General features: G+C 47.8%; 18 protein-coding genes. 7 read left to right on the top strand and 11 right to left on the bottom strand.

Features of this window, described 5'->3' with window-relative positions; translation table 11 throughout:
- The first annotated feature begins 108 nt into the window (after positions 1-108).
- Complete coding sequence (locus ACFQPC_RS00135; RefSeq protein WP_124573320.1) at positions 109-1,077, top strand: hypothetical protein; 969 nt, start codon at positions 109-111, stop codon at positions 1,075-1,077.
- A gap of 171 nt (positions 1,078-1,248) precedes the next feature.
- Here the strand turns inward: ACFQPC_RS00135 and ACFQPC_RS00140 are convergent, their stop codons facing one another.
- Genes ACFQPC_RS00140 through ACFQPC_RS00155 form a run of 4 tightly spaced genes read right to left on the bottom strand, consistent with a single transcriptional unit; the run spans position 1,249 to position 7,211 of the window.
- On the bottom strand, positions 1,249-2,478 hold the full coding sequence (locus tag ACFQPC_RS00140; RefSeq protein WP_233588271.1) for a toprim domain-containing protein: 1,230 nt from the start codon (positions 2,476-2,478) through the stop codon (positions 1,249-1,251).
- An 11-nt stretch (positions 2,479-2,489) separates the two neighbouring features.
- Positions 2,490-5,300 carry an ATP-binding protein gene (locus ACFQPC_RS00145; protein WP_124573322.1) on the bottom strand — a complete coding sequence of 937 codons (2,811 nt, stop codon included), beginning with the start codon at positions 5,298-5,300 and terminating at the stop codon, positions 2,490-2,492.
- The gene (locus tag ACFQPC_RS00150; RefSeq protein WP_124573323.1) at positions 5,300-5,989 is read right to left on the bottom strand and encodes a DUF4194 domain-containing protein; all 690 of its coding nucleotides are present in this window, start codon (positions 5,987-5,989) and stop codon (positions 5,300-5,302) included. Before ACFQPC_RS00150 ends, ACFQPC_RS00145 begins: the two co-directional genes overlap by 1 nt.
- Complete coding sequence (locus ACFQPC_RS00155; protein ID WP_233588324.1) at positions 5,982-7,211, bottom strand: hypothetical protein; 1,230 nt, start codon at positions 7,209-7,211, stop codon at positions 5,982-5,984. The genes ACFQPC_RS00150 and ACFQPC_RS00155 overlap by 8 nt, the downstream gene beginning before the upstream one ends.
- A 508-nt stretch (positions 7,212-7,719) precedes the next feature.
- Here ACFQPC_RS00155 and ACFQPC_RS00160 point away from each other — a divergent pair.
- The 3 genes from ACFQPC_RS00160 to ACFQPC_RS00170 all read left to right on the top strand — a co-directional run bounded on the left by ACFQPC_RS00160 (position 7,720) and on the right by ACFQPC_RS00170 (position 11,852).
- Entirely contained in the window at positions 7,720-8,430 is a 711-nt protein-coding gene (locus ACFQPC_RS00160) for an NYN domain-containing protein (protein ID WP_124573324.1), read from the top strand.
- A gap of 402 nt (positions 8,431-8,832) precedes the next feature.
- Positions 8,833-11,457 carry an AAA family ATPase gene (locus ACFQPC_RS00165; RefSeq protein ID WP_233588272.1) on the top strand — a complete coding sequence of 875 codons (2,625 nt, stop codon included), beginning with the start codon at positions 8,833-8,835 and terminating at the stop codon, positions 11,455-11,457.
- Between the two features lie 83 nt (positions 11,458-11,540).
- Positions 11,541-11,852, top strand: a complete 312-nt coding sequence (locus ACFQPC_RS00170) for a hypothetical protein (protein ID WP_124573325.1) — start codon at positions 11,541-11,543, stop codon at positions 11,850-11,852.
- Between the two features lie 305 nt (positions 11,853-12,157).
- On the opposite strand, the gene ACFQPC_RS00175 is transcribed toward ACFQPC_RS00170, so the two are convergent.
- From ACFQPC_RS00175 to ACFQPC_RS00190, 4 genes are all read right to left on the bottom strand, one after another.
- Positions 12,158-12,691 (bottom strand): JAB domain-containing protein, encoded by a 534-nt coding sequence (locus ACFQPC_RS00175; RefSeq protein ID WP_124573326.1) that lies wholly within the window; start codon positions 12,689-12,691, stop codon positions 12,158-12,160.
- Between the two features lie 157 nt (positions 12,692-12,848).
- Entirely contained in the window at positions 12,849-14,006 is a 1,158-nt protein-coding gene (locus ACFQPC_RS00180) for an SH3 domain-containing protein (RefSeq protein WP_124573327.1), read from the bottom strand.
- A 136-nt stretch (positions 14,007-14,142) separates the two neighbouring features.
- A complete protein-coding gene (locus ACFQPC_RS00185; RefSeq protein ID WP_124573328.1) occupies positions 14,143-14,604 on the bottom strand; it encodes a hypothetical protein in 462 nt (153 codons plus the stop codon).
- A gap of 19 nt (positions 14,605-14,623) precedes the next feature.
- Complete coding sequence (locus ACFQPC_RS00190) at positions 14,624-14,968, bottom strand: DUF4190 domain-containing protein (RefSeq protein ID WP_124573329.1); 345 nt, start codon at positions 14,966-14,968, stop codon at positions 14,624-14,626.
- A gap of 205 nt (positions 14,969-15,173) precedes the next feature.
- On the opposite strand from ACFQPC_RS00190, the gene ACFQPC_RS00195 reads away from it, so the two are divergent.
- A complete protein-coding gene (locus tag ACFQPC_RS00195; protein WP_233588325.1) occupies positions 15,174-15,395 on the top strand; it encodes a helix-turn-helix domain-containing protein in 222 nt (73 codons plus the stop codon).
- 1 nt (position 15,396) lies between these two features.
- Here ACFQPC_RS00195 and ACFQPC_RS00200 read toward each other — a convergent pair whose 3' ends face one another.
- A complete protein-coding gene (locus tag ACFQPC_RS00200) occupies positions 15,397-16,356 on the bottom strand; it encodes a DUF932 domain-containing protein (RefSeq protein WP_124573331.1) in 960 nt (319 codons plus the stop codon).
- Between the two features lie 794 nt (positions 16,357-17,150).
- Between ACFQPC_RS00200 and ACFQPC_RS00205 the strand changes: the two genes are divergently transcribed.
- Together ACFQPC_RS00205 and ACFQPC_RS00210 are read left to right on the top strand one after the other, a co-directional pair.
- Positions 17,151-18,326 carry a DUF4236 domain-containing protein gene (locus ACFQPC_RS00205; protein WP_124573333.1) on the top strand — a complete coding sequence of 392 codons (1,176 nt, stop codon included), beginning with the start codon at positions 17,151-17,153 and terminating at the stop codon, positions 18,324-18,326.
- A gap of 178 nt (positions 18,327-18,504) precedes the next feature.
- Positions 18,505-18,954: a hypothetical protein gene (locus ACFQPC_RS00210; RefSeq protein WP_382269669.1), complete on the top strand. Its 450-nt coding sequence runs from the start codon at positions 18,505-18,507 to the stop codon at positions 18,952-18,954.
- A 146-nt stretch (positions 18,955-19,100) separates the two neighbouring features.
- Here the strand turns inward: ACFQPC_RS00210 and ACFQPC_RS00215 are convergent, their stop codons facing one another.
- On the bottom strand, positions 19,101-20,456 hold the full coding sequence (locus tag ACFQPC_RS00215; RefSeq protein ID WP_124573335.1) for a hypothetical protein: 1,356 nt from the start codon (positions 20,454-20,456) through the stop codon (positions 19,101-19,103).
- Positions 20,453-26,740: an AAA domain-containing protein gene (locus tag ACFQPC_RS00220; protein ID WP_124573336.1), complete on the bottom strand. Its 6,288-nt coding sequence runs from the start codon at positions 26,738-26,740 to the stop codon at positions 20,453-20,455. The genes ACFQPC_RS00215 and ACFQPC_RS00220 overlap by 4 nt, the downstream gene beginning before the upstream one ends.
- Between the last annotated feature and the right edge of the window lie 11 nt (positions 26,741-26,751).

The following is a 26,751-nucleotide window of genomic DNA, read 5'->3' on the forward strand; positions in this document are numbered from 1 at the left end:
TCCGTTTTTGTCCTTTTTCTTTTAGATCAAGGACTTATTGAAAAACAAAACAATTGGGGTAGGTGTGGTTAGGTACGCCTACCCAATGAAAAAATATTGAGGTTACTTATGAATATGGGAAGCAAGGATCCGGCGTGGTTCGGGTGTGCGATGTTGGCAATCTTCGCTACGGGGATTTCGCTCAGTCTATCGGTAATTACCGGATGGCAGGTAGGGGATTTCTTTGTGACGAAAGCAATGATGGCTGCGGTTGGTGTATTGGCAGTGATGGCAGCGCATTTAATGCCAGCTTTATACGCTTCGAAATCGCACAAAGTACGCTTTGTCGGTCTGACGTTATGGCTGTTTTGTGTGACATACGTGGCGTTTAGTCATGCGAATTTCTTTCTGCTATCGCAGCAGCAGGCTGGAATGCAGCGGGAAATGGCAATCACGTCTTCGCCCGTAATTGGCAAACCGCAGAAGGATTTGATTGAGGTTTTGAATGACAAGGTCAAGGTGCAGACTGAGTTAGCGAAAATACAATTTCGCTGTCAGGAAGCCTGTACCCGACTGGCTTCGACGAAGGCAAATCTTGAGGCTCGGCTAGCGGTATTGGAGGAACAGGAATCAGTCGCTAGAAACTGGCAGAAGAAGTTGGAGCAGCAACAGAAACGTCAGGAAATTGCCCAAAACAACCCGGCATTAAGTCGATTGGCGGAGTGGTCGAATATGACGATTACCCATTTGGAACTCATCATGGGAATAGTCTTTTCCCTTATTCTTGAAGGGGTGGCCTGCTTTTGTTGGTACTTGGTACTGCAGCGACGTGATTTCTCTTTGACTCATCCCATTGTGACTCCAGTCGTGGCACCAGTCACGGTAATTGAGGATGTGACGAGCGCAAGTCAGATTAGTCAGATGCCAGTTTCACAGCAGTACGATGATCTAGTTGAAAAACTGGCGCAGTTAGTCAAAGGCGGGCACATTAAGCTGACTGTTGCGAGTATCCGCGAGTATTGTCGTTGTGCACAGGGTAAAGCTGCAGATCTGAAACGACTGGTCCAGGAGAGAGTAGATGGAGAATGCGCAGTTTAAAAGTCATTAGGGAGCTTGATCTGCGCGAATGATTATTTGTGACGTGCCTATTGGTGGACGAGAGACAGTTAGAAAACGGCCGATATCAGTATTTGATATCGGCTTAGTTTTAGACGCATTTGCAACTTGGTGGTCGCAACTATACGCATGCAATCGCTTTATCTTTGATGATTAGAGCCACGCCTCTTGTTCAGCCTTACGTCCTTCCTGGGCCATAGCCTCGCACAAAGCACGTAACGTCGGTTGGAGATCTGCCTTCGCAAGCAGGACGCCTAGTAAGCGCCGATCATGATCATTTAATGGCCAACGCTGAATAGTGGCTTCCCATTGTGGGACTCCCATCAAGTGTGGCTCCCAACTAGAACCTTGCTCTTCCCAAAGCCGTCCAACCCCGCAAGCGATGTCAATACCAGCTGGATCAGCATCAGCACTAATCCAGCATGGCGCAGGGGCAAGGCGTAGCAGGTTGGACATAGTGAGCATCCAATCATGAGAAGGGCGACCAGGCATCCAGACTACTGCTATTCCCTGTTGGCGCTGGCTAGCCTGTTTTTCGAAACTTGCGCGATTTTCAATTAGCCACCAGCGTTCGGGTGGGCTCACAGCTTCCAAGTTCCTTAGATCCGCCAACGGTAAGCCTAAGCAATGCAATGGCGCTAGGTCAACCTTATGTTTCCCCCAGAGTAGCTCAATGTCTCCTGCTAACCAAGCGACTTGAGCAAAACGGGCTATGCCTAGTCGTTCTAGATCAAAGATCGATTCCAACCAATGCCATTCGGCAGCTGTCAGCGCCTTGGTTGCATCTCGGGCATGTAGGGCAAAATTGCGACGCGACCCTTCCTGCCGGCTATCGTGCCACGTAGCGATAGACTTCAGTAGAGAAAATCGGCTATCCAAGACTTCTAGACGCAATGATTTGTCTTGTTCCAGCTCGGTCACAGCTCGAGACAACTCGTCCAGCAAGTCAGGGTCTAGTGCTGGCACGACTGTCGTGGTGCACCTTACCTGTAGCCAATCTACTATCTCTCCGACTTTTTCCTGGCGTGCCTGTAAACGCTGACTGGCGCTGGATAGACCCATTAAACTTTGTAAATGAGGCAAGTCACGCCAGGTAATGGATTCCCATAGCCAGTTACCGCCAGCGAGCTGTTCACGCCGCGATATCCATCCATTGTTCAGCATTTTTTGGCAGAGGTCTTCCGCTCGCTCGATAGATATATCGCTGGTTTGAGCTTCTTTCAGCAATGCTCCACGTTTACGTGTTTGAGCATCACTACGTGCCCAACGTAATAAAAGTGCTTTCTGATCGGCATCGAGCAAAGGCAGCGTTAGCGGTACAGGCTTAGAGGAGCACAAGTCGCGCGCGTTGCGACCTTTGGGCGTGACTCCTATATCTTGCATAGCCTGCCTGCTCAAGCAGCACCTGAGCGACGCTGTAAGACACCGATCGGCGGCGCCCATCGTGCTTCTTTCAGTTTTTTGGAGGTGACTAGCGTGATATCGGCAGGCTCAAATACCTCTACGTTGTGAGTGATAGGTGTAGTTAACACATATTGTGCTCGTGTTGATTTGAGGAAGTGCCCCACGAGTTGAATGTTACGTACATCTAAATGAGCAAAAGGCTCGTCAATAAAAACAAAGCCGCCAGGCACATCTTCGTCTTTGAGCAAACCTACGAGCAGAATCAAGGACTTAATTACTTGTTGTCCGCCCGAGGCTTCGCCATCGTTCAAGCCAATTTCGCCTTTTCCATCAAAATTGAAGCTGACTTTTAGCTCGGCTTGGCGCAATACGTTGTCATCATTCTCTAGGTGCGGTAAATCAGCGCTCACGTCGACACCAGCTAACAGGCCCAATTCGACAATATTTTTACGATAGCGTCGGATGGTTGCGCGCAACACATCGATATACCGTTCGCGAGCATTGTCCACTGCTACAGCTGCTGCCGAATTGCTTGACTTACGTGCATCAAGGTCGATACGCTGTTTGCTGACTGTTCCTCGCATAAGCGTTTGTTTTTCTTCGACAGTAGCGTCTGTTTCCCAGTTTCCGCTTTGTAATTCGTTTTCTACCGATGTCATACGCAACTCTGCTTGTTTGGCATTCGCGTACGTAACGTAGAGTGACTCTAACGCGGTAGCAGTAACCCATCTCGAGGGAAGCTGTCGTTTCTGTGTATTTGAAGCGGTAGCTTTCGTACGTTGCTCATCGTAGCGGTTACGCCACTCTCGCTCTTGGCGGTCGGCCTCACCCTCACTGTCACGCAGCTGCCTTTGCAAGGTCTCGTAATTAGTAAGCGCTTTAGTCTGGGCTTCTACGGCGCTGGAATGTTCCAAATCCAGGCTTTGCCAGCGTTCACTGGCGGCAACGCGGGCTTGTTTGAGCGCAGGTAGCTGTCTACGACTAAGCTCGAATTCTTCACTATGTTTTGCCAATTCTTCTGCTGCACGATGCCCTTTGCTTGCCTCGACCGCGTCATCAAATTGACGATTAACCGTTTTTTGCTTTATTGCCACCTCAGTGAGTTGCTTATCTAGCGCGTTGAGTCGCTTTTCGATGGATTCTTTACGAGCGGTGAGAGCGGCGACGCCGAACTGATAATCGCTTGCATCACTCCAGACGCTACGTCCGCCACGGCCATCTCGCAGGTAAGCAAGTGGTGTGATCCATTCTCCGCCCCGTTTTGCGCCTTCTTTGGTATCGCTAACAAGGTGAATTTGAGCTAATTGTCGTAGTAGCCAAGTGGGTACTTTTTCCGAGAAGCGTAATACTGCCAGCAGGCTATCAGCCGGTGGTTGCATCGGAGCGGGTGCCGTATCTGAGACAACATAGTGTCTGTAGCGCTCACGTTCAGCGATCGCCATGGCACGCCCTTCATCTTTTGGGTCATCCAAAACTACGATCCAACGAGAAGCGCGTAAAACCCCTTCCGCCGCTGCGCGCCAAGTATCGTCGGTGATTTCGATAACATTAGCCAAGAAATGGTGGCTGATATTTTCTTGCTTGAGCATGCGCTCAAACCGTTGTACTTCGGAAGGCGGTGGCGCTTGATGCTTGCCTTGCAATCCGTCCCAAGCGCTTTGGGCTTCGTTGCGCTGGATTTCTAAGCTGCGCCACAGGTCAGCTAATTTAGACTTCTCTTGTTCCAACTCCTGCAGGCGTGCTGAGAGCTGCGCAGCATCACTCTCGACTGCCGCTAGAGACATCAGTTCGTTGGCGCGATTGACCATTTCTTCAACCGGTCGTTCGGCATCCCGTGCCTTAACTTGGGCATCCTGAGCATTTTTTTTGGCAGTTTCCAAGTCCCGTACTTTATTGACAACGGCTTGGCTCTCTTCGAATAGTCGAAGTAGTCGCGCGCTGTCGTCAGCACGTTGGCGCCGCTGCGAACTGGCATGTAGACGCTGGCGATGTAATTCTCGCAAGCGGGTGGCACTTGTCTGCCGGTCTTCATGCCAGGTCAACACAGGGATCACTTCGGTCGCGAGTAATTCCCGTTCCCGCAGCTTTATTTGATATTGGCGATAGAGGTTAACGCGTCCGTCCAGTACCGCCAACTGAGCTTCGCCGTGCGTTAACTCACGCTCAGCGGATTCGACTTCTGCGGTCAGTTCTCGTTGATGGCGGCGTGCTTCTTCATAGCGATCCAAGACTTCTTGGTCGCCGAACACTTCAAATACTAAGCGTAGCAGCTCCTTTGGTGAGAATTCGCAGAGTCTGTCGGTTTGACCTTGTTCTAAAGCCAATACCCGGGCAATCGCCCGCGAAAGTCCAGCGCCTTCCAGGCGTTTGCGCCAATGTTCTACACCCAGCCATTCTTTATCGGCCATCTCGGCTAAGGTCTCAATCGAGACGTCGCCGTCGCTCATCGAGTAGCGCCGTTGCCAGTCGCCACCATTACGCTCAATGCGACAAGCTAGGGTAACTTGGTCTGCGTATAAAAGATTGCGTGCAAAAGGACGGGTCGACGTTTGTCGCGAATGTGGGCGGTTATCAACCGTAGCCCGTAACCAGGTCGTATCAGCATTGGCGTGACGCGCATAGGTTTTATAGCTGCGCCCCCCGGAGCATTCCAGCCCAAGAAGGGTACGCATAGCGTCGAGCAAAGTGGTCTTGCCTGAGCCGTTTGGTCCGGCTACTGTGATAATGGCACCGTCCAACGGCAATGTCAGACGTTGGCAGTAGTCCCATTGGAGTAGTTCAAGCGATTGCAAGTGAAACATCAGGCACCTTTCTCTTCATCTTGCACTTCGGGCATTTCTGCTTCTTGGCTTTTTACGCGTGTCAGTACGTCTCCCAGGGCGCCGTCAAGTATGCGCGGGGCTAGCGAGTCGTAGTCGAGCAGAAGGTCCAGCAATGGCCCTTCGATAATGTCGTCGCCGCGGCGAAGAATGAAGCCGTTTGTTTCAAGTCGCTTGAGATTGCCATCCATTCGCGTTTTCTTCCCCAACTGCGTACCAAAATCGGCTAGTAAAGCCTTATATGAAACAACTGGGCTAACCGTAGCAGCACTAGGCAGGGGTTTGTCACTATTAAACATCTCCTCCTGGATATCCCCATTTGACGTAGAGGCACGGGCGGATTGCCGTTCCCGCTTAGGTAATACGATGAGAGACCACAACACGACTAGCAGTGAAACGGCATCGCGTGGCAATTCCAAATTATTGTTGGCATTCAGTCCCGCCTCGCCGAACACGGCTGATTCAGCGTTGCGTAAAAGAGCGACGCAGATATGATCTGCATAGATGTTATCTATTAAACGCAGACCTACCTGTGCCAAACGCTCTTGCACGGCTTGCCACATGTCGGCTTCGATCAGAGCACGACGTACCCGTGGATGTTTACGAGGTAACCAGCGGCGTGCCAATAACTCGGCTGCCAACAATCCAGCATCGTCAATTACTTCATTCATTGGATTCTCTTGAAATATCAGGATGTAACGCCCCTAGGCTTAAGGCGCACACATTAGGGTCATCAACCCGCTCAATAGCTGGAAGAAAGCTAGCTTGCCAGGGCAATCGTGCCAAATCACCGGTCTGGCCTTTTAAGGTTCGAGATTGATGGTCGCCGAGCAAAGGCAATAATTGCATGCGATAGGCCGCCTGAGAAAAACGGCCGCCGAGCACAACTTGCTGCAATGGCAAAGGCTCTGCCATTTCACCTTCCGGCAACGCACCTAACCGGGTCAGTTGATCGATTAACTCATTCAATTCAGCTGGCATGCTGAGAACCTCTATCTCGCCCGCTGCAGCTTGCGCGGGAGGTGGGAGTCCTTCGGAACGTCTTGGATTTGGTCTGTCGCGCTCAAATTCTCCCTCGGCTACGTCCACTAATTCATGACCGCTTACAAAGATCGGCTGAACACCGATAGAAAGTGCGTCACCGAGTAATGTCGGCAAAAAAGGATAGGTTTGCAGCCATTGGCGTACGTCGGAGCTGGTAACGCCGGTACTACCCAGCGTTACTCGCTGACGGTCAGCCTGTTGTAGCGCGCGCGTGAACTGGCTGGCCATGGATAGCAAACGTGCTTGTCCATTGCCTAAGGCACGCGCTTCACGCTCCAAGCGTGCATCGTCGTGTTCGCTACGGATTAATGCGGTAAGCGCTTCGCCGGCACGTCCGACTAATTTCAGGGCACGCTCAAAGCGCGGCTGTGCTTCACGTAATCTGGCTTCGGAACCACTAGCGATGGCGTCGGCGAATTCATCATACAAGCGAGCCAATTGCGCATGCAGATGCCGAATCTGGCTAGCATCCGAAAGACCCATGGCTTGTGCGCCCGCTACCTGCGCCAGAAGGGAAGCCATCTCATCATCTTCGCTGCTTGCCCTAGTCAGTGGAGCCAGGAGCGCTTGTACCTGTAACGCAAGTGAGGATAAATAGTAATCCTGTGCGGTTGCATCCCAGACTAGTAAAGTTAATTCCCGCAGTCGCTTAAGGACGGCGTCCAATACTTCGGGTTTGAGATTGTAGAAAAGTTGGTTGAGATCGTCTCGGAGCAATCGCCCCTTAGGCTGCGCAGCAAGTTCGAGAAACACCCATATGCGCAGGCGAGCCGCAGCATGCCCGCCCGACAACAAGCCGCGCAAGGCATCTAGTACGTCCAAATGCTGGTTTAATCCCCAAGCCAGCATGGATTCTGTCGCTAAGCTGGGATCACGAAAATACCCATCGAAGGAGTCGAATTCTTGTTCATCAACCTGGAGCGGTTGATTCAGTTCTTCAGCCAATTTGGTTTTTCTATTAAATTGAACGCATACATCATACCGGAACGATTGCATCATTAATAACACGTCCCGTCCTCATGTTCGAGAGGGAGGGAGTATTCGCATGCTACTTGCCTGTAGTTCGTAAAGCAAAGTTACAGCTCAGAGGATTATAAAAAGTTGGCGTTCTGATTTTCTAACTTGGTGCTGAAAGCAGGCGTCTCAAGCGGTCCATGCTAATGGCAGCTTTGCTTTTGGGCTTAGTGGAAATATACGTGTGCATACTCAGCGTACCTCTGAAAAGCCAATTCCGCTCCGGCTATGAGTTGAAAAATAGTAGATTTTTACATGTGGAAGGAATTCAAATATCCCATGTTTATGGGATATTGCTCAGTCAGCCACCTCTGTATCGTTCGATTTTCTTCTGGGGTTTGACATGGCTGAGTACGCAAAGCAGGGTGATCGAGTAGCTGTTTTGGTGGATTGTGACAATACATCCCCTGAGATTCTTGAATATGCGTTACGTGTCGTTGCTCAGTTTGGACGAGTTGTCGTGCGTCGCGGCTATGGTAATCACGCCACTCTGGCAAACAAGTGGCAAGAGGCTTTAGTGCGTCTCGCATTTACGCCATGTCTTCAATATCAATACGCGGCGGGCAAGAACACTTCAGACATCGCACTGGCACTGGATGCACTTGAAGATTTGTTTGATCACCGTGCCGATACGTATTGCCTCGTTACCAGTGATTCAGATTTCGCATACTTGTGCCGCAAGTTGCGTGAACGTGGGGCAACCGTATGCATCGTGGGGGAAGACAAAACACCGGATGCTTTACGAAACGCCAGCGATCAGTTTTTTGAATATCAGAAGCCCGAAGCAGAGAATGCGAAGGTGGGCACTGCCAAGAAATCTAAGAAAAGACCTAAAGCCTTGATCGCAGCCGTTTCTCTTATGGCAGCGGAGAGTGCAGAAGGATGGGTCGGTTTGGGCGCTCTGGGTCAATATATGCGTAGAACAGATCCTGGCTTTTCTCCGCAAAAGAATGGTTACGGTGGATTGCTTGAGATGGTAGAGAGCTACCCTGGTTTGACGACTCGACGAGATGGTGGAGGCCATTGGGTACAAGTAAAGGAGAAAGCTGAGTGAGGTAGAGGGAGGGCAAGTAGATTAGGAAAATTCGTCGCCAAAATTCCAATTTAATAAGTGGCATTCTTTCTCTGCGATAGACTCTCCCTCATTACCTTCAGGAAGTATCATGATTAAGTCAAATCGAAATACGAATCCATTCGGAAAGCACATAGCTACTTTGGGTTATCAAGCAAATTAATTCGCGAAACTAAGACCCGACCAGATCCCGATAGAGCACGAGAGGCAACAGAACGTGCTCTCTATGCTCTATCCACTTCACTAATTTGATTGAAACTCGAAACTGAGCTCTTCGAATATCTTAGTTCTTTATCTTAGCTGGAGACTGTAACGCATGCTGGTAAGCATCATTGATAGAAGGTAAAGCGCTTAGTACATTACCACTCGATAGAAGGAAGCATTGTGAACGCAAAAGAAGAAAACGGGAATGCCGTATTGCAGCCATTCGAAAAATGGCTTTCCGAACGCCATAAATGGCTTCAGACGGCGGCAGTGTGGATGATTGAAAATAGAACTCGGCCTAATGAAAAGGTCATACGGCACTTCGCTGATTTGTGTTTACTTGAAGCGACCAAAGTGGAAAGTAAGGATTTTCGAAAGATCACGCCAGGATCTTTGGAACAGGCTGCAATGCGGCCGCAGCTTAGCTTAGTTGAGCTAGCTGATGTTTCTGGCGTCAATGCAATTAAGACTGGCGCTAAATTGACGTTCGGGAAGACTGGTTTAACGGTGGTATACGGTTCTAACGGATCGGGGAAGAGCGGATATGCCCGGTTGTTAAAACAGATTTGCGGATCACGTGCAAAAGAAGATCTGCTAAAAAATGTGTTTGATAAAAAGGCTGGTGAACCAACGGCCAAGGTTTTGATCGAGAAGGGGGGCGAGAGCATTCAACTCGATTGGATCTTGGAAAATGGTGGTCTTGCAGATCTTCGCCATGTGCATGTCTTCGACGCCGCGACGGCTGCTCTGTATTTTGGGCCTAAAAATGAAGCAACTTATGAGCCTTCCAGAATGAGGTTTGTTTCTTCGCTCATTCGCCTCAGCGACGAAGTAGCTGAGGAGCTAAATTCTAGAAAAGAGCGTCTAATTAGCAAATTACCCATCATGTCACCAGCTCTGGCAGGGACGCCGTCCGCTCAATGGCTTAATGCGATGAAATTGACAACGACTCAAGCAGAGGTCGACATCGCTTGTCAATATACGGAAGAATTAGACGCTGAAAGAGTAAGTGCAGAAGGTGCATTGGCGGAAAAGGATATTCCCGGTCGCTTGAAAGTTCTTGACCAAGAACTCCTCGCCGTAAATAACGTTAAAAGCTTATTTGAGACGTGGAAGAATGGCCTCGATGATACAAAAGTCGAAGCGATTATCGCTGCGAGGGTTGACGCCGCGCAAAAACGAAAGCTTGCGAATCAGGATGCAGAGAAGGTATTCGCCGACGCATCATTGGAGGGAGTCGGAAATGATGCCTGGAGAGCACTGTGGAATAAAGCTCGTGAATTCTCAGAAGCTCATGCCTATGCCGGATTGGTCTATCCGCACGTTGAAGAAGATGCAAAATGTGTCCTGTGTCAGCAACCGTTGGAAAATGACGCAAAAAACCGCATGCGCCAATTTGAAACATTTGTGAGAGGAGCTCTAGAACGCGACGCCCTGGCTTCAGAGCAAACGCTGAAAGTTCTTTTGAATGCATTGCCGGTAATTCCTAGTGTGGAGACTTGGCTAGTAAGCGCCGGTATTCTTAAGTTCGAAGAAGAGAAGGCTCAAGCCTGGCTTTCGTCGCTTCAGTCCAGAAGAACAGCTTTAGATACCGAAGATAAGAAAGAGGCGGTGGGTAGCGTGGAGTGGGAGATTGTAGGCGCATTGATTACAACTTCCATCCAAACAAAAAATCAAGAAAAGACCTCCCTGGAGGAATTGCAGAAGGACGGTACGCGACAAAAGAAGGCTGCGCGTGTGCTCGAATTATCTGCACTCCAATGGCTTAGTCAGCAAAAAAATGCCATTCTTGAAGAACTTCAGCGACGCAAGGACGTTGCTGCATTTGTCAACGCAGGCTCTCTGACATCAACAGCCTTGTTAACAAAGAAGAATACGGAGTTGTCTGTAAAGGAGCTAAGCGAAGGCTATCAGGCACGATTTGAGCTTGAGCTGAAGGCGCTAAATGGGACAAGGCTTCCTGTGATGCCTAAGAGTCGTCAGCTAGGCAAAGGTAAGGTGACTTTCAATTTGATAGTTAAGGATGCAGATGAAGGTATTAAGGCTGAATCTATTCTGAGCGAAGGAGAAAGACGAATTATCGCTTTAGCGGCTTTCCTTGCAGATATATCCGGCTCAGAGCAGAGCACACCATTTATCTTTGATGATCCAATTTCCTCGCTCGACCAAGACTTTGAGGAGCATGTCGTCGAACGACTAGTTAGCCTTGCGCAACAACGGCAGGTGATTATTTTTACACACCGACTATCTTTGCTCGTTCTTGTAGAGACCATTGTGAAGAAACTGGCTGATCAGGCGAAGCTTCAGCAGGTGGTGGCGCCGGTTACATTGCATACTTCCTCATTGCGACGAATGGGGCGCACTGTCGGTTTGGTGAGCGACATGAGCGTACGAGATGCAAAGCCGGAGAAGGCTTTGAATAAGCTGCTTCTCGAATCTATTCCTCAGTTGCGTAAGTTAATGGATGATAGTGATGTAGGCGGGTTCGACGAAAAAGCGAAATCTATCTGTAGTGATTTCCGAATTCTCGTTGAACGTTGTGTTGAGATTGTGCTTTTAAACGAAGTCGTTGTTAGGTTTCGCCGCAGCATCACGACACAAGGACGAATTGCTAGTCTCGCCAGGATACGCGTAGACGATTGCGCCATGATTGATGCTCTGATGAGCAGATATTCTGTGTACGAACACTCGCAGTCAGAAGAGCTCCCAGCGCAACAGGTAGATATCGATCAGTTGGAAGAAGATGTGGCGAAGCTGTCTGGATGGGTCAAAGAGTTTTTGGCTCGACCAACTGTAAGCTCGTAGCAGTGTAGAGACGACTGTAATCGACCAAAAATAGAGATTCAGATAGTGCAAAATTGTCCTCAATACATTACCGATAGACACCTATGAATATCACAGTAAATCGACAGGCTTGTTGTTCTCAAGATGACCAAATTGGTCCTCTTGAGATTAAGTACAGCATTGAAGTCGACTCAACTTTTTCATTACTTGTTGACGAAATTATTAAGTCACTTTTTCTACAGTTTTCGTCGTCTCACAATCGCATAATGGGAGAAGTAGATGGCATAGAGCTTGTTGAAATTTTCTCGCCACACAGCGTGAATGTAAGGCAACCTGAGTTTAAAGTGAACCCAAACATGCGAGTTGTTGATGTCCTTGGTGCCAAAGCCTTAGTATTTAATTTCCGTAATGTTTGACACACGGATTTCTAATAACGTGTACGGCTGTGCCGATCAATGTCAGCTTTGGATCGAGAGCAGACGTCTACTAACGGCCAATAGCGGACGTCCATGAAAAATAAAAGCGACCAGTTGGTCGCTTTTATTTTTCACTCGGAAGCCTACAAACTTGGTGGCTAGGGCTATGAATGTTAAGGAAAGATCGAAGAAAAATGAGCGCCTACCTGATCTGTTCCAAGGTAACCTTCAGCAATAGCTTTAATAAGCCCTTCTCAATTTAAATCTCCTCCTACCGCAACTCCTAATAGGATTTGCCTTGTGAGCTAGGCATTTGTGAGCAATCCGTTCTCGGCGAATGAAAATGCCGGCCCTTCTCCAATGATGAAATGATCTAGTACACGAACGTCGATCGATTCCAAAAGTGACGTAAGGCGCTTAGTAAGCAATTTATCTGCTTCACTGGGCTGGGTACTGCCGGAGGGATGGTTATGTGCCAAGATCATCGACGCCGCATTGAGTGACATGGCGCGTTGAACGATTACGCGTGGGTGAACCGACGTCTGATGAATCGTTCCAAAGAACAGTGGTTCGTAAGCGATAACGCGATGTAGCGCATCCATAAAAACTACCGCGAAGACCTCTCGTTGCTCATTGATTAGTTGTAGGCGCAAATAATCCTTTACTTCTTGAGGGCAGCTTAATTTCGGCCCGTGTTTGATGACGTGTTCATCCAAGATTTCAATGGCGCGGTGCACAATCCAAGTATCTATGGCGGTAAGGTCGCTTAAGAAATCACTCCAAAGTCGCGGATTCTCGGTATCTTGAGTCAATGCGTATGTATCGATATTGGTCGTCATAGAACCTCCAGGTTGGGAGAGTGCAGGTCGGGAAATGACAGCACTTTTCGAGTATGTTGAATATGAGGTCGAAAAAAAGACCGCCGAAGCGGTCTTAAGGGGCGAGGGAAAGCGGTCTTTGCATTCTCCTTCGTGAAATTTTTGTTTTGAGTGCTGTTTAGAATCTCTGTTGCATTAAAACGATGCGGCTGCGATGGATAAAACCAATACGATTTCCTCCGATCTGAACTTTCCACCAATCAGAGTTTTGTGGATGTGTCTGAAAGGATGTCCCGCTTTCCACACGTCCGATGATGCTGCTCTGTCCGCTCGCTTGAGCGCGAACGTTTGTATAGCCGTCTGGATCATCAATGACGGCCTCAGCAGAAAATTCTCGTACGGACCGTGGTTGAATCTGTTTTCCATTGTCCTTCAGGACGCCGTTTGTAAATATGTACTGATGTGATTCGTTCCCTTGTCCTTGCATCGTGACCACTACCGAGTCGGCTCTACGCTCGGCTTGATAGATGTCCGAGCATGTTCCGAATGTCGGATAGCTTTGTGCACCACTCGCTCTGACCACGACAAAATTGAATAACGCAGGACATGCCGAACCGCCGGTATTTTCAATAAGGACGATATGATCATCGCCGATACGGTACGACTCTTTGATGGACAATGAGGAGTTCGCTTGGATGGCTGGTTTGACCAAACGGCCATTCAGGATGAGTTGGGCGTGCTCATTGGTCGTGAGATGGCCGTAACGTGTTTCTAATAAATCGACTCCTTCTTTGTCTACGTTAGCTAATGTATTTTCATCATGTACATGCACAACGGGTGCTGCGCTCTCTGTTTCAATCGGTGGAACTGACAAATTGAGCCCCGCTACTACCTCATCGCTTGGGGATGGCTTTCTATGCTCGCCTGTACTGAAGCCAATCAGTAAATTAATTACTACTGCAGCAATCAAGACGACAACGCCGGCGATGGACCATCGTCGCTGCGATTTGTTGAATTCTTCTATATTGGCCCAATTGCCTTTTCGCCAGGCTAGTTCGCGGCCTTTGAAACCAAGCCAGAAGCTGATGCCAAATCCGACGATGGGAATGAGTGCTAGCAAACCTAGCCAAACCCGAAATCGGATGGCCCAGATCGCGTTTAATAAGAGACCTCCCCAGCACCAGCCTTGAATACCCTCGGGGAGGGGTTCCAATACTTGTTTTGAGACAGGTGTCTTTGCTGGGGAGATGAATTTCGCGGCTTGAGGTGCGCCGCACTCGGGGCAATGAATAGCGTTATCGGGAATTTCTTTACTACAGGCGTGGCACAAGGTCATGGCTATTTATTCCTCTATCTGAAAGGCACTTTTATCGTTGTATTGGTAGAGCTTTATTGCGGCTTGAGAATGACGGGCGGCAGTGCGAGGAAATAAGAAAACAGGTCTTCCTTGCGAGGTTCCGCCATTGCCGTTTTTATCCCCCGATGAATGCGGTACTGAGCTGGACAAAAACGAACGTGCCTATCCATGTCCAAAAGTAGGCTGGACTATGATTGAAGGCCTTGGCGCGTTTCCAGAGATAGACCGGGACCAGGATGGAAAATTTTCCAAAGTTGGCTGTATTGATACCATCTTTCTTTAGGCCTGCCTCGTCTCCCATGCAGAGACTAATATTGAGTATTAGCGAGATATACCAGTACTTGCTAGCAGCCATGTCTTGCATCGCGTAATACTGGCTTGGTGCGAACACGCCGGCCACAATGCTTTCCACAAAAAGACCGATTAGTGGGGCAAATGCGAGAGTCCACATAATCTTGTTGTTTGGGTTTGACACAGGCGAAGATGCTTTGGTCGCTGGTGCACCGCACTTTGGACACGCTGGCGCCGTTTCATGGATTTGATGAGAGCAATGTTGGCAGTTGAGAAAAGTACTCATTTTTTCCTTTATCTGAAGATTAGTTAGGTTGGCTATTTCCTAAAACAATAAGAAATCCGAGTATTGCGAAGGTAATCGCGACAATTGCTAAGGTCTTCAGTGGTTTGTGTTGATACAAACTGATGCTCGCTAGGATCACGCTGCTTATTCCTAAAATACCCGAGCCCACAATTACGTCGAGGTCGTATCCCCCTTCGAAATCCAGACTACCTAGAAACATAAAGCCGGCGAGAATCGCTGAAACGATGCTCATCCAGCCGGACTCTTTATTGACGCTCGCTGCAACCGCTTGAGTGGCGCCACACTGAGGACAGGAGGGGGCGCTTTCGTGTATTTCTTTGCTGCATCCGCGGCAAAAAACCATGGTGATTCTCCTATTTAGAAATGATGGGCAAGACCGCAGGGTTAATGTTTGTTGTTGAAAATTCAGCAATGCTCTTGCTTAGAGCATATTGGCTAGTAGCAACATGATATATCCTAAAACCGGTTTTGGGATATCCTAAATTGGGTTTGAGAATGACTGGATGCCAAATCCCATCCATGATCCCCGATACACAGTGTTTCGAAGAATGCTGCAAGAGACCCGTATTGCTAAGGGACTATTGCAGACGGATGTGGCCGATAGGTTGGGGAAAAATCAGTCTTTCGTTTCGAAGTATGAGCGCGGTGAGAGGCGCCTAGATTTCCCCGAATTTCTCGACGTTGCACAGGTTCTAGATATAAAGGTTTCGGACTTCATTAAAAGGTACGAAGCGGAAATTGAAAATCTCTCAACCTCTTTTAAGAAGTAGTTCATTCCAATAGTGCAGTCGTTTGCCACAAAGCCTTAGCTTTCAATGCAGCTCCCTGGCCAAACCAGGCTGAATCAAGTCTATGGTCGATACTCTTGGCTCGCCGTTCGTGATCAACAAATTCAGTAACAGCCTGCAAAAGTCCGAACGCAGTTCCTTTTGCCGAGGGTAATTCTGCCCCGCGTCCTTTTCCTTCATAGATTCGCTTTATTTGACGCATGGTTCGCCCCATGTTTTGTAACTCATTGTTTTCAAAGGGTAAAGAGAAAAGAGTGTGTAAGAAGGCATTTACTTCTTGATCTTTGATCTTGCGTTCCGCCAGCTTGTTCATGCGATATCGAAAGTTGTCCCAGGCAGAAAACGAAATACCCAATTCCTTCTTGACCAACTCAGGTTCGAAGGTCGTGCTATGGGGAACCTTTACAACATCTTTCCCACCCGATAAGGCAATCGCCAAAGTATTATTGCAAACCACTCGCACGCTGGTGAACTGCGCCGTTGTCGCAAGACTGCCGTCACAGGCGGTTGCCAGCAACAGGTACCCGTTTATACGATCCTTGGCTTTGATTGAGAAAGATTGTCCGGTCTTGGCCAGTGCCCAGAGTTTGCGGCCACCTTTCATGACGCCGGCCGTTTCCAATTCAAAACCAGAGCGTTCAGTCAGATCACGATAGAACTCCAAGATTTCGTCTGGCTGCACGACCTGGTATCGATTCGAGACGACAGACAGGGCAGCGTTGGTATCTGAGCGATACAGTACCTTTTGGTGGCTAAACATTTGGATCTTTTCCGGTGCACCTAATAAGCCGGTATTGAAGCGAACAGGTGTTTCCATAATCTTGAAATCAAGTCCGGACTGACGGGCCCAGGTATTAAGGGGCTGATTAGGAGTGAGCGCTTTGCCCAAGCCGTGCCATGGGGTTTCTCCGGTAAAAGCCATCGTTTCAATTTCGTGTGACATTGTGTTCCCAGCATAAAAAACCCATGGCATCACAATCGACAGTCGTCGACGAGATGACATGGGAGGGTTTAAAAGAAAGAAGAAAAGGAATTGGTTAAGTCGCGTAGAGATAGCGCTTAAGTTGGGGCAGCGGAGCTAATGAACGTTGAATGTATGTCCGCAGTGATGACATTTATTGTTAAGCATTACGGTACTGTCAACGATTCGGCCTAGCGCGATGCCTGTGGCACAACCTGCCGCGCCGCTAGCAAATGCATCAAGTACAGCGCCAGCGATGGCACCTATCGTTGCACCAATCGGCCCGCCGACCATTCCGATCGAAGAGCCAATGCGGGCTCCTCTTGCATAACTAGCGATGCTGACACTCATACCTGCGACTGCTCCAATGACGCAGCCGGCTTTAGTAGCGTAATTTCTGCTCTCGATCTGATGCGAGCGGCACTGAGGACAGGCTTCTGATGAGGAATAGGGTGGGAAAGCCTCAATAGGCTCATCGGGGTCGTGTGGATAGACATAAGGATTTTCCATGGTTTCTTTCATTGTGTTGATGAATGAACGCACTACAGCGAAATACCGGCTGAAGCTCATGGAAGTGATATGTGTTCGAAGTAGATTTCATTTAAACATTCGCATCCCATGAATATGGGATGGATCGTTCCTTATTGTTCGGTATGCTACTTTGTTCCTTGTGGCAACAATTGTGGCAACGATGTAATTGTCACTTAAGTAATCTCGCTGTCTATACCGAGGCAAAGTCGATATGCATGTACTCCTAACTAGGTTCCCTACCGCTTATGCCAATTAGATTTAGAAAGTCAATTAAGCTTGCTCCTGGTATTCGCATGAATTTCAGTAGCAAGGGGGCTAGTTGGACAATCGGTCCTCGTGGCGCTTCTTTAGGTATTGGACAACGCGGCACCTACTTAAACACAGGTATAGCGGGATTTTCATCGCGCCAAAAGCTAGCAGGAAGCAGGGGTAACCATAACCATGGTTCTAACACCAAGGTATCGATTGCTATCACTGTCGAAGTAAACGACTTAGGAGAAATTCTCTTCAAAGATGAGAATGGGATTCTGCTGACTGAGGATGTAATAAAAGTTGCGAAAAAACAGAACGGTGATGTAATCCGCGAGCTTATCCAAAGAAAATGTGATCAGATTAACAGTCAAGTTGAGGCTTTAAGCGAGATCCATCTGTATACCCCAGAATCGACACGGATCCCATCTTATGAGCCACTGCAGTACGGAGAGAGTCAGCCAGTCAAACCTCTTCCAATAAAACCCAACTTTTTTAATCGTTGGTTCAAAAAAACGATTGCAAGAATCGAAGCACAGAATGCAAAAACTCAGTTGAAATATGAAGACGATCTTTCTAAGTGGACTAGTGATCGACTTGAATTCGATACAGCGCAACGTAATAAGCAGGATTTAATTGCTAAGGTAATCCAGGGCGATACTCTATCAATGGAAATATTTTTGGAAGAGGTTTTGCAAGATATTGTCTGGCCTAGGGAAACGACTCTTTCTTTTGATATCTTGGAAGAAGGAAAAAAAGTTGTCGTTGATGTTGATCTACCTGAGATTGAAGACATGCCCGATAAGGTAGCAAGTGTTCCACAGCGTGGTTATCGCTTATCGGTCAAAGAGATCAGTGCTACACAAGTTCAGAAAAACTATATGCGTCATGTGCATGCAGTCGGTTTTCGAATTATTGGAGAGATCTTTGCTGCGCTTCCAACGGTTAATCTGGTCTTGTTATCAGGGTACTCCCAAAGGGCAAGTATTCGAACGGGGGAAATAGAAGATGAGTACTTGTATTCTGTAAAAGTACGTAGGGAAGAGTGGGGTCGTATTCAGTTTGCGAATTTGACTCATATTGAAGTTGGGGAATCTCTATCTCAGTTCGAACTTAAACGTAGTATGAGTAAGACGGGAGTATTTAAAGCTATTAAACCTATAGAGGAATGACGTTCTATTCCATATGGTTAAATACCATACTTTAGCTATGTGATAACTAAAATATTTTATTAAAGGGAGGCCGATTATGGCGGCTACTAAACGCTCACTCAATAAGTGCGTGGACTGTAAATACACTTGGTATCCCAAGGGAAAAGATCTATCCGCAAGATGTCCAGAATGTGCGAGTGTGAACGTTAAATACGCAGGGATGGGCTTACTAGGTCAACTAGGAATGGGTGCAGTTATCGTGGTAGGACTTTTAATTTTCTCTGGGAAGGACAAATCTCCGATTCAATCGACAACGAACGATGCGATCGTCGGGGAACACTTACGCTCACCGGATGAGCCTATATCGGGCGTCTCCGTTTCCTCCAATGACGAAACTGAATCAGGAAAAAATAAAGTATTTGATCAGGTCGAATATGGAACAACTAAACACGGTTCGACATTGCCGCCAGTAAGCCGACGCGATACTTCACCGGTATCTCAAACGCAAGTGAGTGGCAACATAGAGAAAACATATTCAGAACATGAGATTAATCAGATGGAAATTGAGAAACAATATCAAGGTGATGACCCTATTGTGCGTCGTAGATTACAACTACCTTCAAGGGATACCGGGAGGTTGATTCCGTAACGATATTTTTCTGGACGCCTATCTGTTATTTTTGTTGTTTTCTTTTCTTGATGGTATTGCATATCTATCAGCTAAGTTGCGATTTTCCGTGACTTTCTTGATGTAGATTTTATCTACGTTACTCCAAGCATAAAGAAGGCATAGACTCAGGTTTTTTTTGCCAGATCAAAATTCTTTATTTCTTGTAGATTGCTTTGCAGTGTTCCGGCCACTACTTTTAAAGGCACAACTCCTACACCCAGAGCACGTTCAATAGCAAGATTGTCACCGCGGTCCGCAAGTAATCCCTGCAACTTTGAAAATTCTCCGCACCAAATAGTCTCAACGTCCTTATCTCGACTGATATCTCTGTCGGCCTCTAACGCCACGGCCCTTACCTGTAAACGGCCATTCTGAGCATTTCCTCCAATTTCGACGCCATAGCCAGGTAGCGCGGCTTTTTTTGCGACAACTCGACCATCTGTAGCCCAAGCAGTTTCCATTCCTTCGCTGATTTCGTAGCCTAGCTGCGCCAGCCCTTGTAGGATAACCTGGCGCCGCGCCTCTGCTTCCTTGCGTTGCCGAGCCTGGGCAATTAATGTTCTGCATTCATCTGTGAGTTCAGTTATCGCCTGTAAAGACATCAATGGCTTACAAGCTTCAATGCGTTCGAGTAGTGTTGTTGTAGTTAGATCATGGGCCTGCAGTTCTGCGACAAGCGCTCTCAATTCAGTCATAGTGGACCGATATGTTCGGGCGCTCTCCAGATCGGCGGCCAAGTCTAAAATTAAGCTATCCAAGATGAGGTTTTGTTTTGAACTGACTTCCATCTTCTCAACTTTGCTCAATCTTTCAATATAGTTTGCTGTTCGATCGCTGCCCAAAAGCATCTCGAGTTCAGCAATCTGTTGATCAATGCGCGCTATTCTTGGGTTCTGGGTAAGGGGAACATGCGTTGCTTTCCAAGTCGTGAAATCTTGTTTCTCTAATCCAACCATGAGAGCTTCTGCTGCTGTACGCTGTGCTTCAGACAAGTCTTTGCTGCTAAAGGGCGTCGTAAGTAATGAAAATCCGCGCGCAAGGATGGTGTCCATATTGGGGGCGGCTTTGCCAGCAGCTAGCGTTCTTAGTTCTTCATATAGTTTTGTCGGAATGGCAATATCTCGAGCCTCAAGCATCTGTATTAACGTTGAGGCACTATCTCGCCCATGGCGATGGCGTTTTCGCTCTTGTACTGCTTTTTCGGAGGCTATTCGATGGCGTCGATCAAGATCAGCGGTTAGAAACGCAATTTCATCAGGAACTTTCTTTTGTAAATCCATGAATGCGTCTTGTTTTAACAGGATATCAAAAGCCTTTCTGCGATGCAGCGTCGTAGCGATTTCTTCATCAGTTAGTTCCTTAATCCTTTTGCCATCGTTGCTCCACATTGCAATGGTCTGGTCTAGGCGACGCAGATGTCCCTCACAGATAGAAATTATTTCTTCGCGAGTAACAATACGTACAACTTTGGGGCCGCTCATGTTAGTTCCTTCTGAAGAGCTGATTCGATAGCTGATTTCAAGCGCTCTTTTTCGGACGAATTTTCGTGATACCAAGCTTGCGATGAGATACGATGGAGACGAGGGATTGCACGGCTCAAGACAGAAGGACGCCAGATATCTCGCGCTCGCGCGCGGTGTAATAACTCGTGGCGCGGTGCATCGCACTCAATACCAATGGCATAAAGACCTGTGTGTGAGTCTGCAATAGCAAAGTCTAGACTGAAGGCGTCGCCTTCCTGTGCGACTACTGGATTGAAACCAATCGAGTGTAAATATGAGAGAACATCCGTAGCAAAGCCATCCAATTTTTTTCCTTGTTCCAAGCGTGCATTTACCCGTTCACTATGCATTCGTTTTAACAAAGAGAGGGCAGATGGAAGATCGCCGTTTGACATGGTGCGAGCATATTCCATATAGCCTTGCAGATAATCTCTAGGAATAGCTGGCTTACGTTGGGTGCTAAGCATGTCCGATATTTCATGGATTGGCATTGAGGTTACCAAAACGACCTTTTGGCGTGCTCGAGTTACTGCTACATTTAGCCGTCGTTCTCCACCTTTCTGTCCTAATACGCCGAAGAAGCGTTTGAATGCACCTTGACCATTGCGACCAAAGGTCGTAGAGAATACGATTACATCACGTTCGTCACCTTGTACATTCTCCACATTCTTTACGAAGACGGCCATATCCTCACCGCCGTCGCTTCTCATAGATTCTTCCTGATAAGCGGTACGGAATGCAGGATTCTCTTCAGCAAATAACTCCAATTTTTCTTCAATTAGCTCGGCTTGCTTTAGGTTGAAAGTCACTACACCCACGGATGGGCGATCCATATATGGCTTTTTCCAGAGATCCGCCAAGTAAGCTACTACACGGTCTGCCTCTTCAGCATTAGTTTGCTTATCGTACAACCCGTTGACTTGGATCATTTCGATAGGTTTGATCTCTTGGATCGTGGCATCAGGATGTCGTGCTGGAACGTTTAGATTGTTCTCGTAAAATGCTGCATTCGAATAGCCTATTAATTCACGATAAACTGACCGGTAGTGAATTTGAAGTGTTGTTATGGGAAGCGCTGTTCTTGCCAACTGTAGGAGATCAGGACAATCCTTAATTTCGCGACGATTCCATGTTTCTTCAAACTGCTCTTTTTCTTCTTCGCTAGCATCGTCATTGGGTTGTTCGCCATCGAAAAGCTCAGCCTCGTCGTTATCAGTGCGACCAGAGAAGAAGGAGCTAGGTGGCATTTGCTTTTCATCGCCACTGACTATTGCAACATTGCCGCGAAAGAGCGTAGGTAACGCATATTCAACAGGCATCTGTGAAGCTTCATCATATACAATTGAATCAAATAGGCCAGTTTTTAGTGGGAGTACACGGCTAGCAACGTCTGGATTCATAAGCCAGATCGGACGTAAAGCCATTAAACCCATACTGGCGCCTGATTCAATGAATTCACGTAGGCGCCGCGACCGCTGCCCTCGCAGTCTGGTGACATCTTCCCATTGTTTTGCCGTTGCAATATTGTTGCGATCAATACCCTCTCGTAGCACATCACGATTGAGCCTCCGCATTTCTTCATCAGCCGTAGCTAACGATTGGACCTTGGCGACTGTTTCCGTCTGTTCTAACAGAAGTTCGGGATTATTCTGTTCCATTCGGCGCTTCCAGCCCAAACGGGCTTCACGATTGACAATGCGGCGGACTTCGCCATCAAGTGATTCTAGCGGGACGTTATTAAAAAGGAATTCATTGTGCCGCATTGTCGCAAAGACTTCGAGCGTATCTTTGCTCAAGTTTTGGGAGCGTGTACGGAATTGCTGATAGGCCGCTAATGTGGGTAGTGCATCGTGAATTCGATTGAGAACGGTACGATCTTCGAGGTTGTGCTGGATAGACTGATGACATTGATCTATCAGGTCTGTGGAGAACCAGTCATGTAGTAGAGCCAGATTTTTCAAGCTTAATTGACGAGCGGCGTATCGTATAAAGGCGCGCTCGAAGCCGTCTAGGAGTTGCTCAACGGGAGCACGGTCTCCTGTCATGACAGCTTCTTCAAATTCGTCGCAGCGGGGAGCAACTGCTAAATGCTGCGCTAATTCTCGGACTTCTTCAAGTTTGCGAAGACGAGTTAGGCATTCATCGGCTAATGTTGGACCGCAGGCGGCCGTGACTTTCTCCATCAGTAATGTCTCCGCTATTGTATTAAGCTTCTGACGAAGGGGACGCCACTGCTGTTCCAGAAGTGCTGCTGCGAGTAGCTTATTGATGGAATCTACTTCAACGGTGGAGCCGGTGCGAATAATGAACTTCAATAATTTTTTTCGGCGAATATACGTAGCAGGATTCAAACGACTAAGGAATGTAGCCGGACGCACGGCCAGTGTGGCTTGTTTTATACGCTCTATTAGCTCAAGGTTAGTTGTTTGAGCTAGTGACGTCGACATGGCATCGTTATACCCAATGCTATTGATGGATATTAATTCATGACGCAGACCTTGGAGCGCTGCGTAATGAAGATGGCCAGGAGTATCCTTCCTGTCGGAAGGACGGAATAGCGGAAGCCATTGTGCAAGCCGCTTACGTTGAGTCTCATCCAAACCAGCCAATCGAGCTGCATTTTGCTTAAGCCAAGTACGATAGGGTTCTGGATCATCAACATCGAATCGCGCAGGGTGCTCATTCAGTACCTGAATACGATGTTGTTCCGCATCTAGAAAGGCTATAAAAACGACTTTAAATTCATCAATAGTTGCCGAGTCGGCGGAAAATGACTTCAATTGCGCTAAAGCACTGCCTTCAAATTTAGCGGGAAGCCAGTAACGTGCCAAGGGAGAACATTGTTCTTCAACAGTGGTAAGGGATGCAGGGTCTAACGATGAAAGTTTGCTTCTCAACTGCGGCATGTTTAAAGGTGGCGTACCGGCTTCCAGTTGGATTAACTCACCTAATAGGGTGCGATAGCTCAAGCCAGTTGCTTGATCTACGTTGTGAAGTGCGCGATGCAATCGATCTAATTCGCCTTCCAGTGCTTCAATTTTGGCTGCGACACGCTCACGTTGTTTTGACCAACCGTTGTCAAACGACGAGCCTTTAAAAATACTATCTAGTTGTTCTCGTATCGTGCGAATTGTAGGTTCACGGTCCTTATTGACATCGTTGACCATGATGATTCGGTCACCTAATCCTTCGGCAACTAGGCGCTTGTATACGACTTCCAGTGCTGCGTGCTTTTGACAGACAATGAGCAAACTTTTTTTGTGGCCAATGGCATCCGCGACCATATTGACGATGGTTTGGCTCTTACCTGTTCCAGGTGGCCCCTCTACCAAAAGACCTGGACCTTGACGTGCCTTTAGTATGGCTGACTCTTGAGACGGATCGCTAGCTACTGTCAGGTAGCGGTCTATTTCTGCCACTGATGGCACTGGCGCCTCATATTGCGCTTTTTCCTTCAAGCGCAACATAGATTCCAATGCGGTGCCAGAGGGTGATAGAACCTTTAGTTGTCTCAGATCTTCGCCTATAGCTTGGCCGCTAAAAGTTACATGAAACAAAACAGCGGAACAAACTAGTTGAGTGGTCCCGGGCGGAATCTCGTAAGTTGGTGGTGGTAGCACCCTAAGTTGGCGCTGTTCGACTGGTGCCAGTAGACCAAATGCGTCCATAACATCGGCGATTTTCAGTGTTGAACGTCCCAACACTTCGTCGGCTGCAGCACGCCAAGTTTTAACCGTCTCGCGGCCAAGCAAACCCTCCAAGGCAGGATTAATTCTGATCTCCTCGCGTTCCGAATCAAAAGCCAATGAAATTTGGGATCGAGTCCCCAGTTCCATGAGCAATTTAATTGGCCATAGTAATACTGGAGCGATTCTTGGACGAACTTTGGCGCGACTGTCCTTTATAGCTAAAAACGGAAAACCCATATACAGGCCATCGATACCAGTATCTCGTTTATAGACTGACGTTTGACGATACAACGCGTGAAGTCGCGATTCCAAACCGAGATGGTCAGCAAAGAGTGCTGGATCTAATTGAACTGATTGAGAATTACGCTGCAGCAGATGGTCTAGCAACATAGGCCCATTATGGCGCGAACTATTCATTTCCATAAGATCGGCCCGACCTACAGATTTACCGATAGTCATTCGTACTAATGGTCCACGCATGACTGAGGAAGATACTTTCTTCTCAAAAAAATCAAGAAGATGAGATACGTATTGCTGTTTCTGTGGCTCAAGCCATTGATCTACTGGAATGGCTAATAGGAGTATGGCTTCATGCAGCGACAAGCGACGCTCAAGGCGGAACTGTTCTGCCAAATCATCAATTAGCCTTTTCCCAGTACGTGCAAAGCCGGCAATTCGATCATCGACTTTCCGAAATAGTTCGGCACGACTTAACGCTAAAGTAGATCGTGCGGTTTCCTTATCAAAACTAAGGATATTTTCTCTGTCTGCTATTTGCTTGGCCTCATTCAATATTGTTTCAACCGAACGAAATTGAGAAATAGCTGCACTCAACAAGACTATTAGATCCTCTTCACTGATCGTCCTTTTCTCTGATAAAGACAATAGCCCAGGATGATTAGAGTCGGGCAAAAGTTGTCGAGTTTGTTCCCACATGGCCGCTAGTCGTGCACGCGATGTAGAAAGAAGAAAAATACGGACATTTTCTTCGCTCAGTTCAATACTTAAACTGGCAGCGCGCTGTCGAACAAGCGCAGCACGCGAGCTCAATCCAGAAATCCATTGTTCAGTTCCCAGTCGTTCCAAAAAAGAAGGTACAGGGCCAGTAATGAGATCGTAGGCTTCTAGTGCATTCTGCAGCAGCCATCCGGGATTAACGATTTCTCCGCGCAAAATTAACGGAAGTTCCGGATTGAGAAGCTTTAAGGCAATCATTAAGCGACAGTCGTCATCAATTTCAATCTGCTGCATCAGCTGTCGTAGGCCCGTTATTGCCTTGCTAGATAAGCCGGCTTGTTCTGCCCAAGTAATCAGTACACCGCGACTAAGGAGATCTTTTGCCTCGTTCCAGTGCTCTTTCTCTGCTGCCTTTAAGGCAAAAATGGGCGGCTTACGGAATCGTTGGGAGCCAAGAGAAATGCTGTTGCCTTCTTCACTATCGACATCTACTTCTCTTATTGTGGGGGCTTGTATATCCTTACCATCTAGCCACGCTTGTACTTGCGGCCATTGCCAACGTTCATGACGGTCACGTGCTAGTAGACCGCGCAACAGCAAATGAATTTGCGGATCTAAATCGGATGGGAGTGGCACACCATTGGTGACAACGTGAATCAGAAAGGCGTGAAGATTGGTCTCCTTAAAGCACGCACCATTGGTGAGCTTCTCGAGCAAAATCATACCTAAGCTCCACCAATCTGAGGCCGCGGCGACACCTCCGGCAACTGTTTCCGGAGCCATGTAACGGGTCGTTTCGAGTGGTGCGACAATATCCAGATCGAATTCAGCTAAACGTGCTGACCCGAATCCGCCAATAACAAGGTCTAATGGAGTGCGGTTCCGAACAAATAGTGTCTCAGGACGGAGATCTCGATGACGCAGTCCTGCTTCCGAGAAGGAGTTTAAGATTTTTCCGAGCTCGGAAACGACATTTCGGATAGTACTTAGGTTACTGAACTCGATGTCTATGTTGGCAAAAGAACCTTGGCTTAATTCTTCAGTCACTTCATAGGCTCGCCCATCCCATCGCCCTGTAGTAATTATCTCGGGAACATGTTCTTTGGGGAGATAGGCAACGACTTCATATACCGCCGGATCAGGTTCTGCGCCGGGGCGATATAACGTCAGAACGGCACTTCTATTTGTATCAATATGCTGGCAAACATAGCGTTCGCGTACGCTATCTGCATTGGAAATGCGTTTCAGTAATCGCCAGCCATCGATTTGCGTTTCTTCTGCAGTTGCTTGTTCTTCAGAGTCTTCTCCCGGCGCTGTCGCATCTTGTTCTAGCTCAGGTGGAATAACAGAACTTGGATCTGCACCGCAATCCAAGCACATTAAGTCACCCTGATTCATCAGATGGCCGTTTGCGCAACGTAAGATGGACGATGCGGATAAAATCCTTTGTCGCTGTTCTTTGTCTTCTTCCGTTACTAGTTCTTGTGGACGATATCCATTCTCCCTAATTGCGATTGCAGATAGCTCCCAGTTACAAGGTGCATTATCAACAATACCTTCGCAGAACCATTCCTGGACGGATCGTTCGGTTTTGCAATTTGGACAAAAACGCATCATGTCTACTAATC

This window comes from Herminiimonas glaciei, assembly GCF_042664955.1.
GTDB lineage: Bacteria > Pseudomonadota > Gammaproteobacteria > Burkholderiales > Burkholderiaceae_D > Oxalicibacterium > Oxalicibacterium glaciei.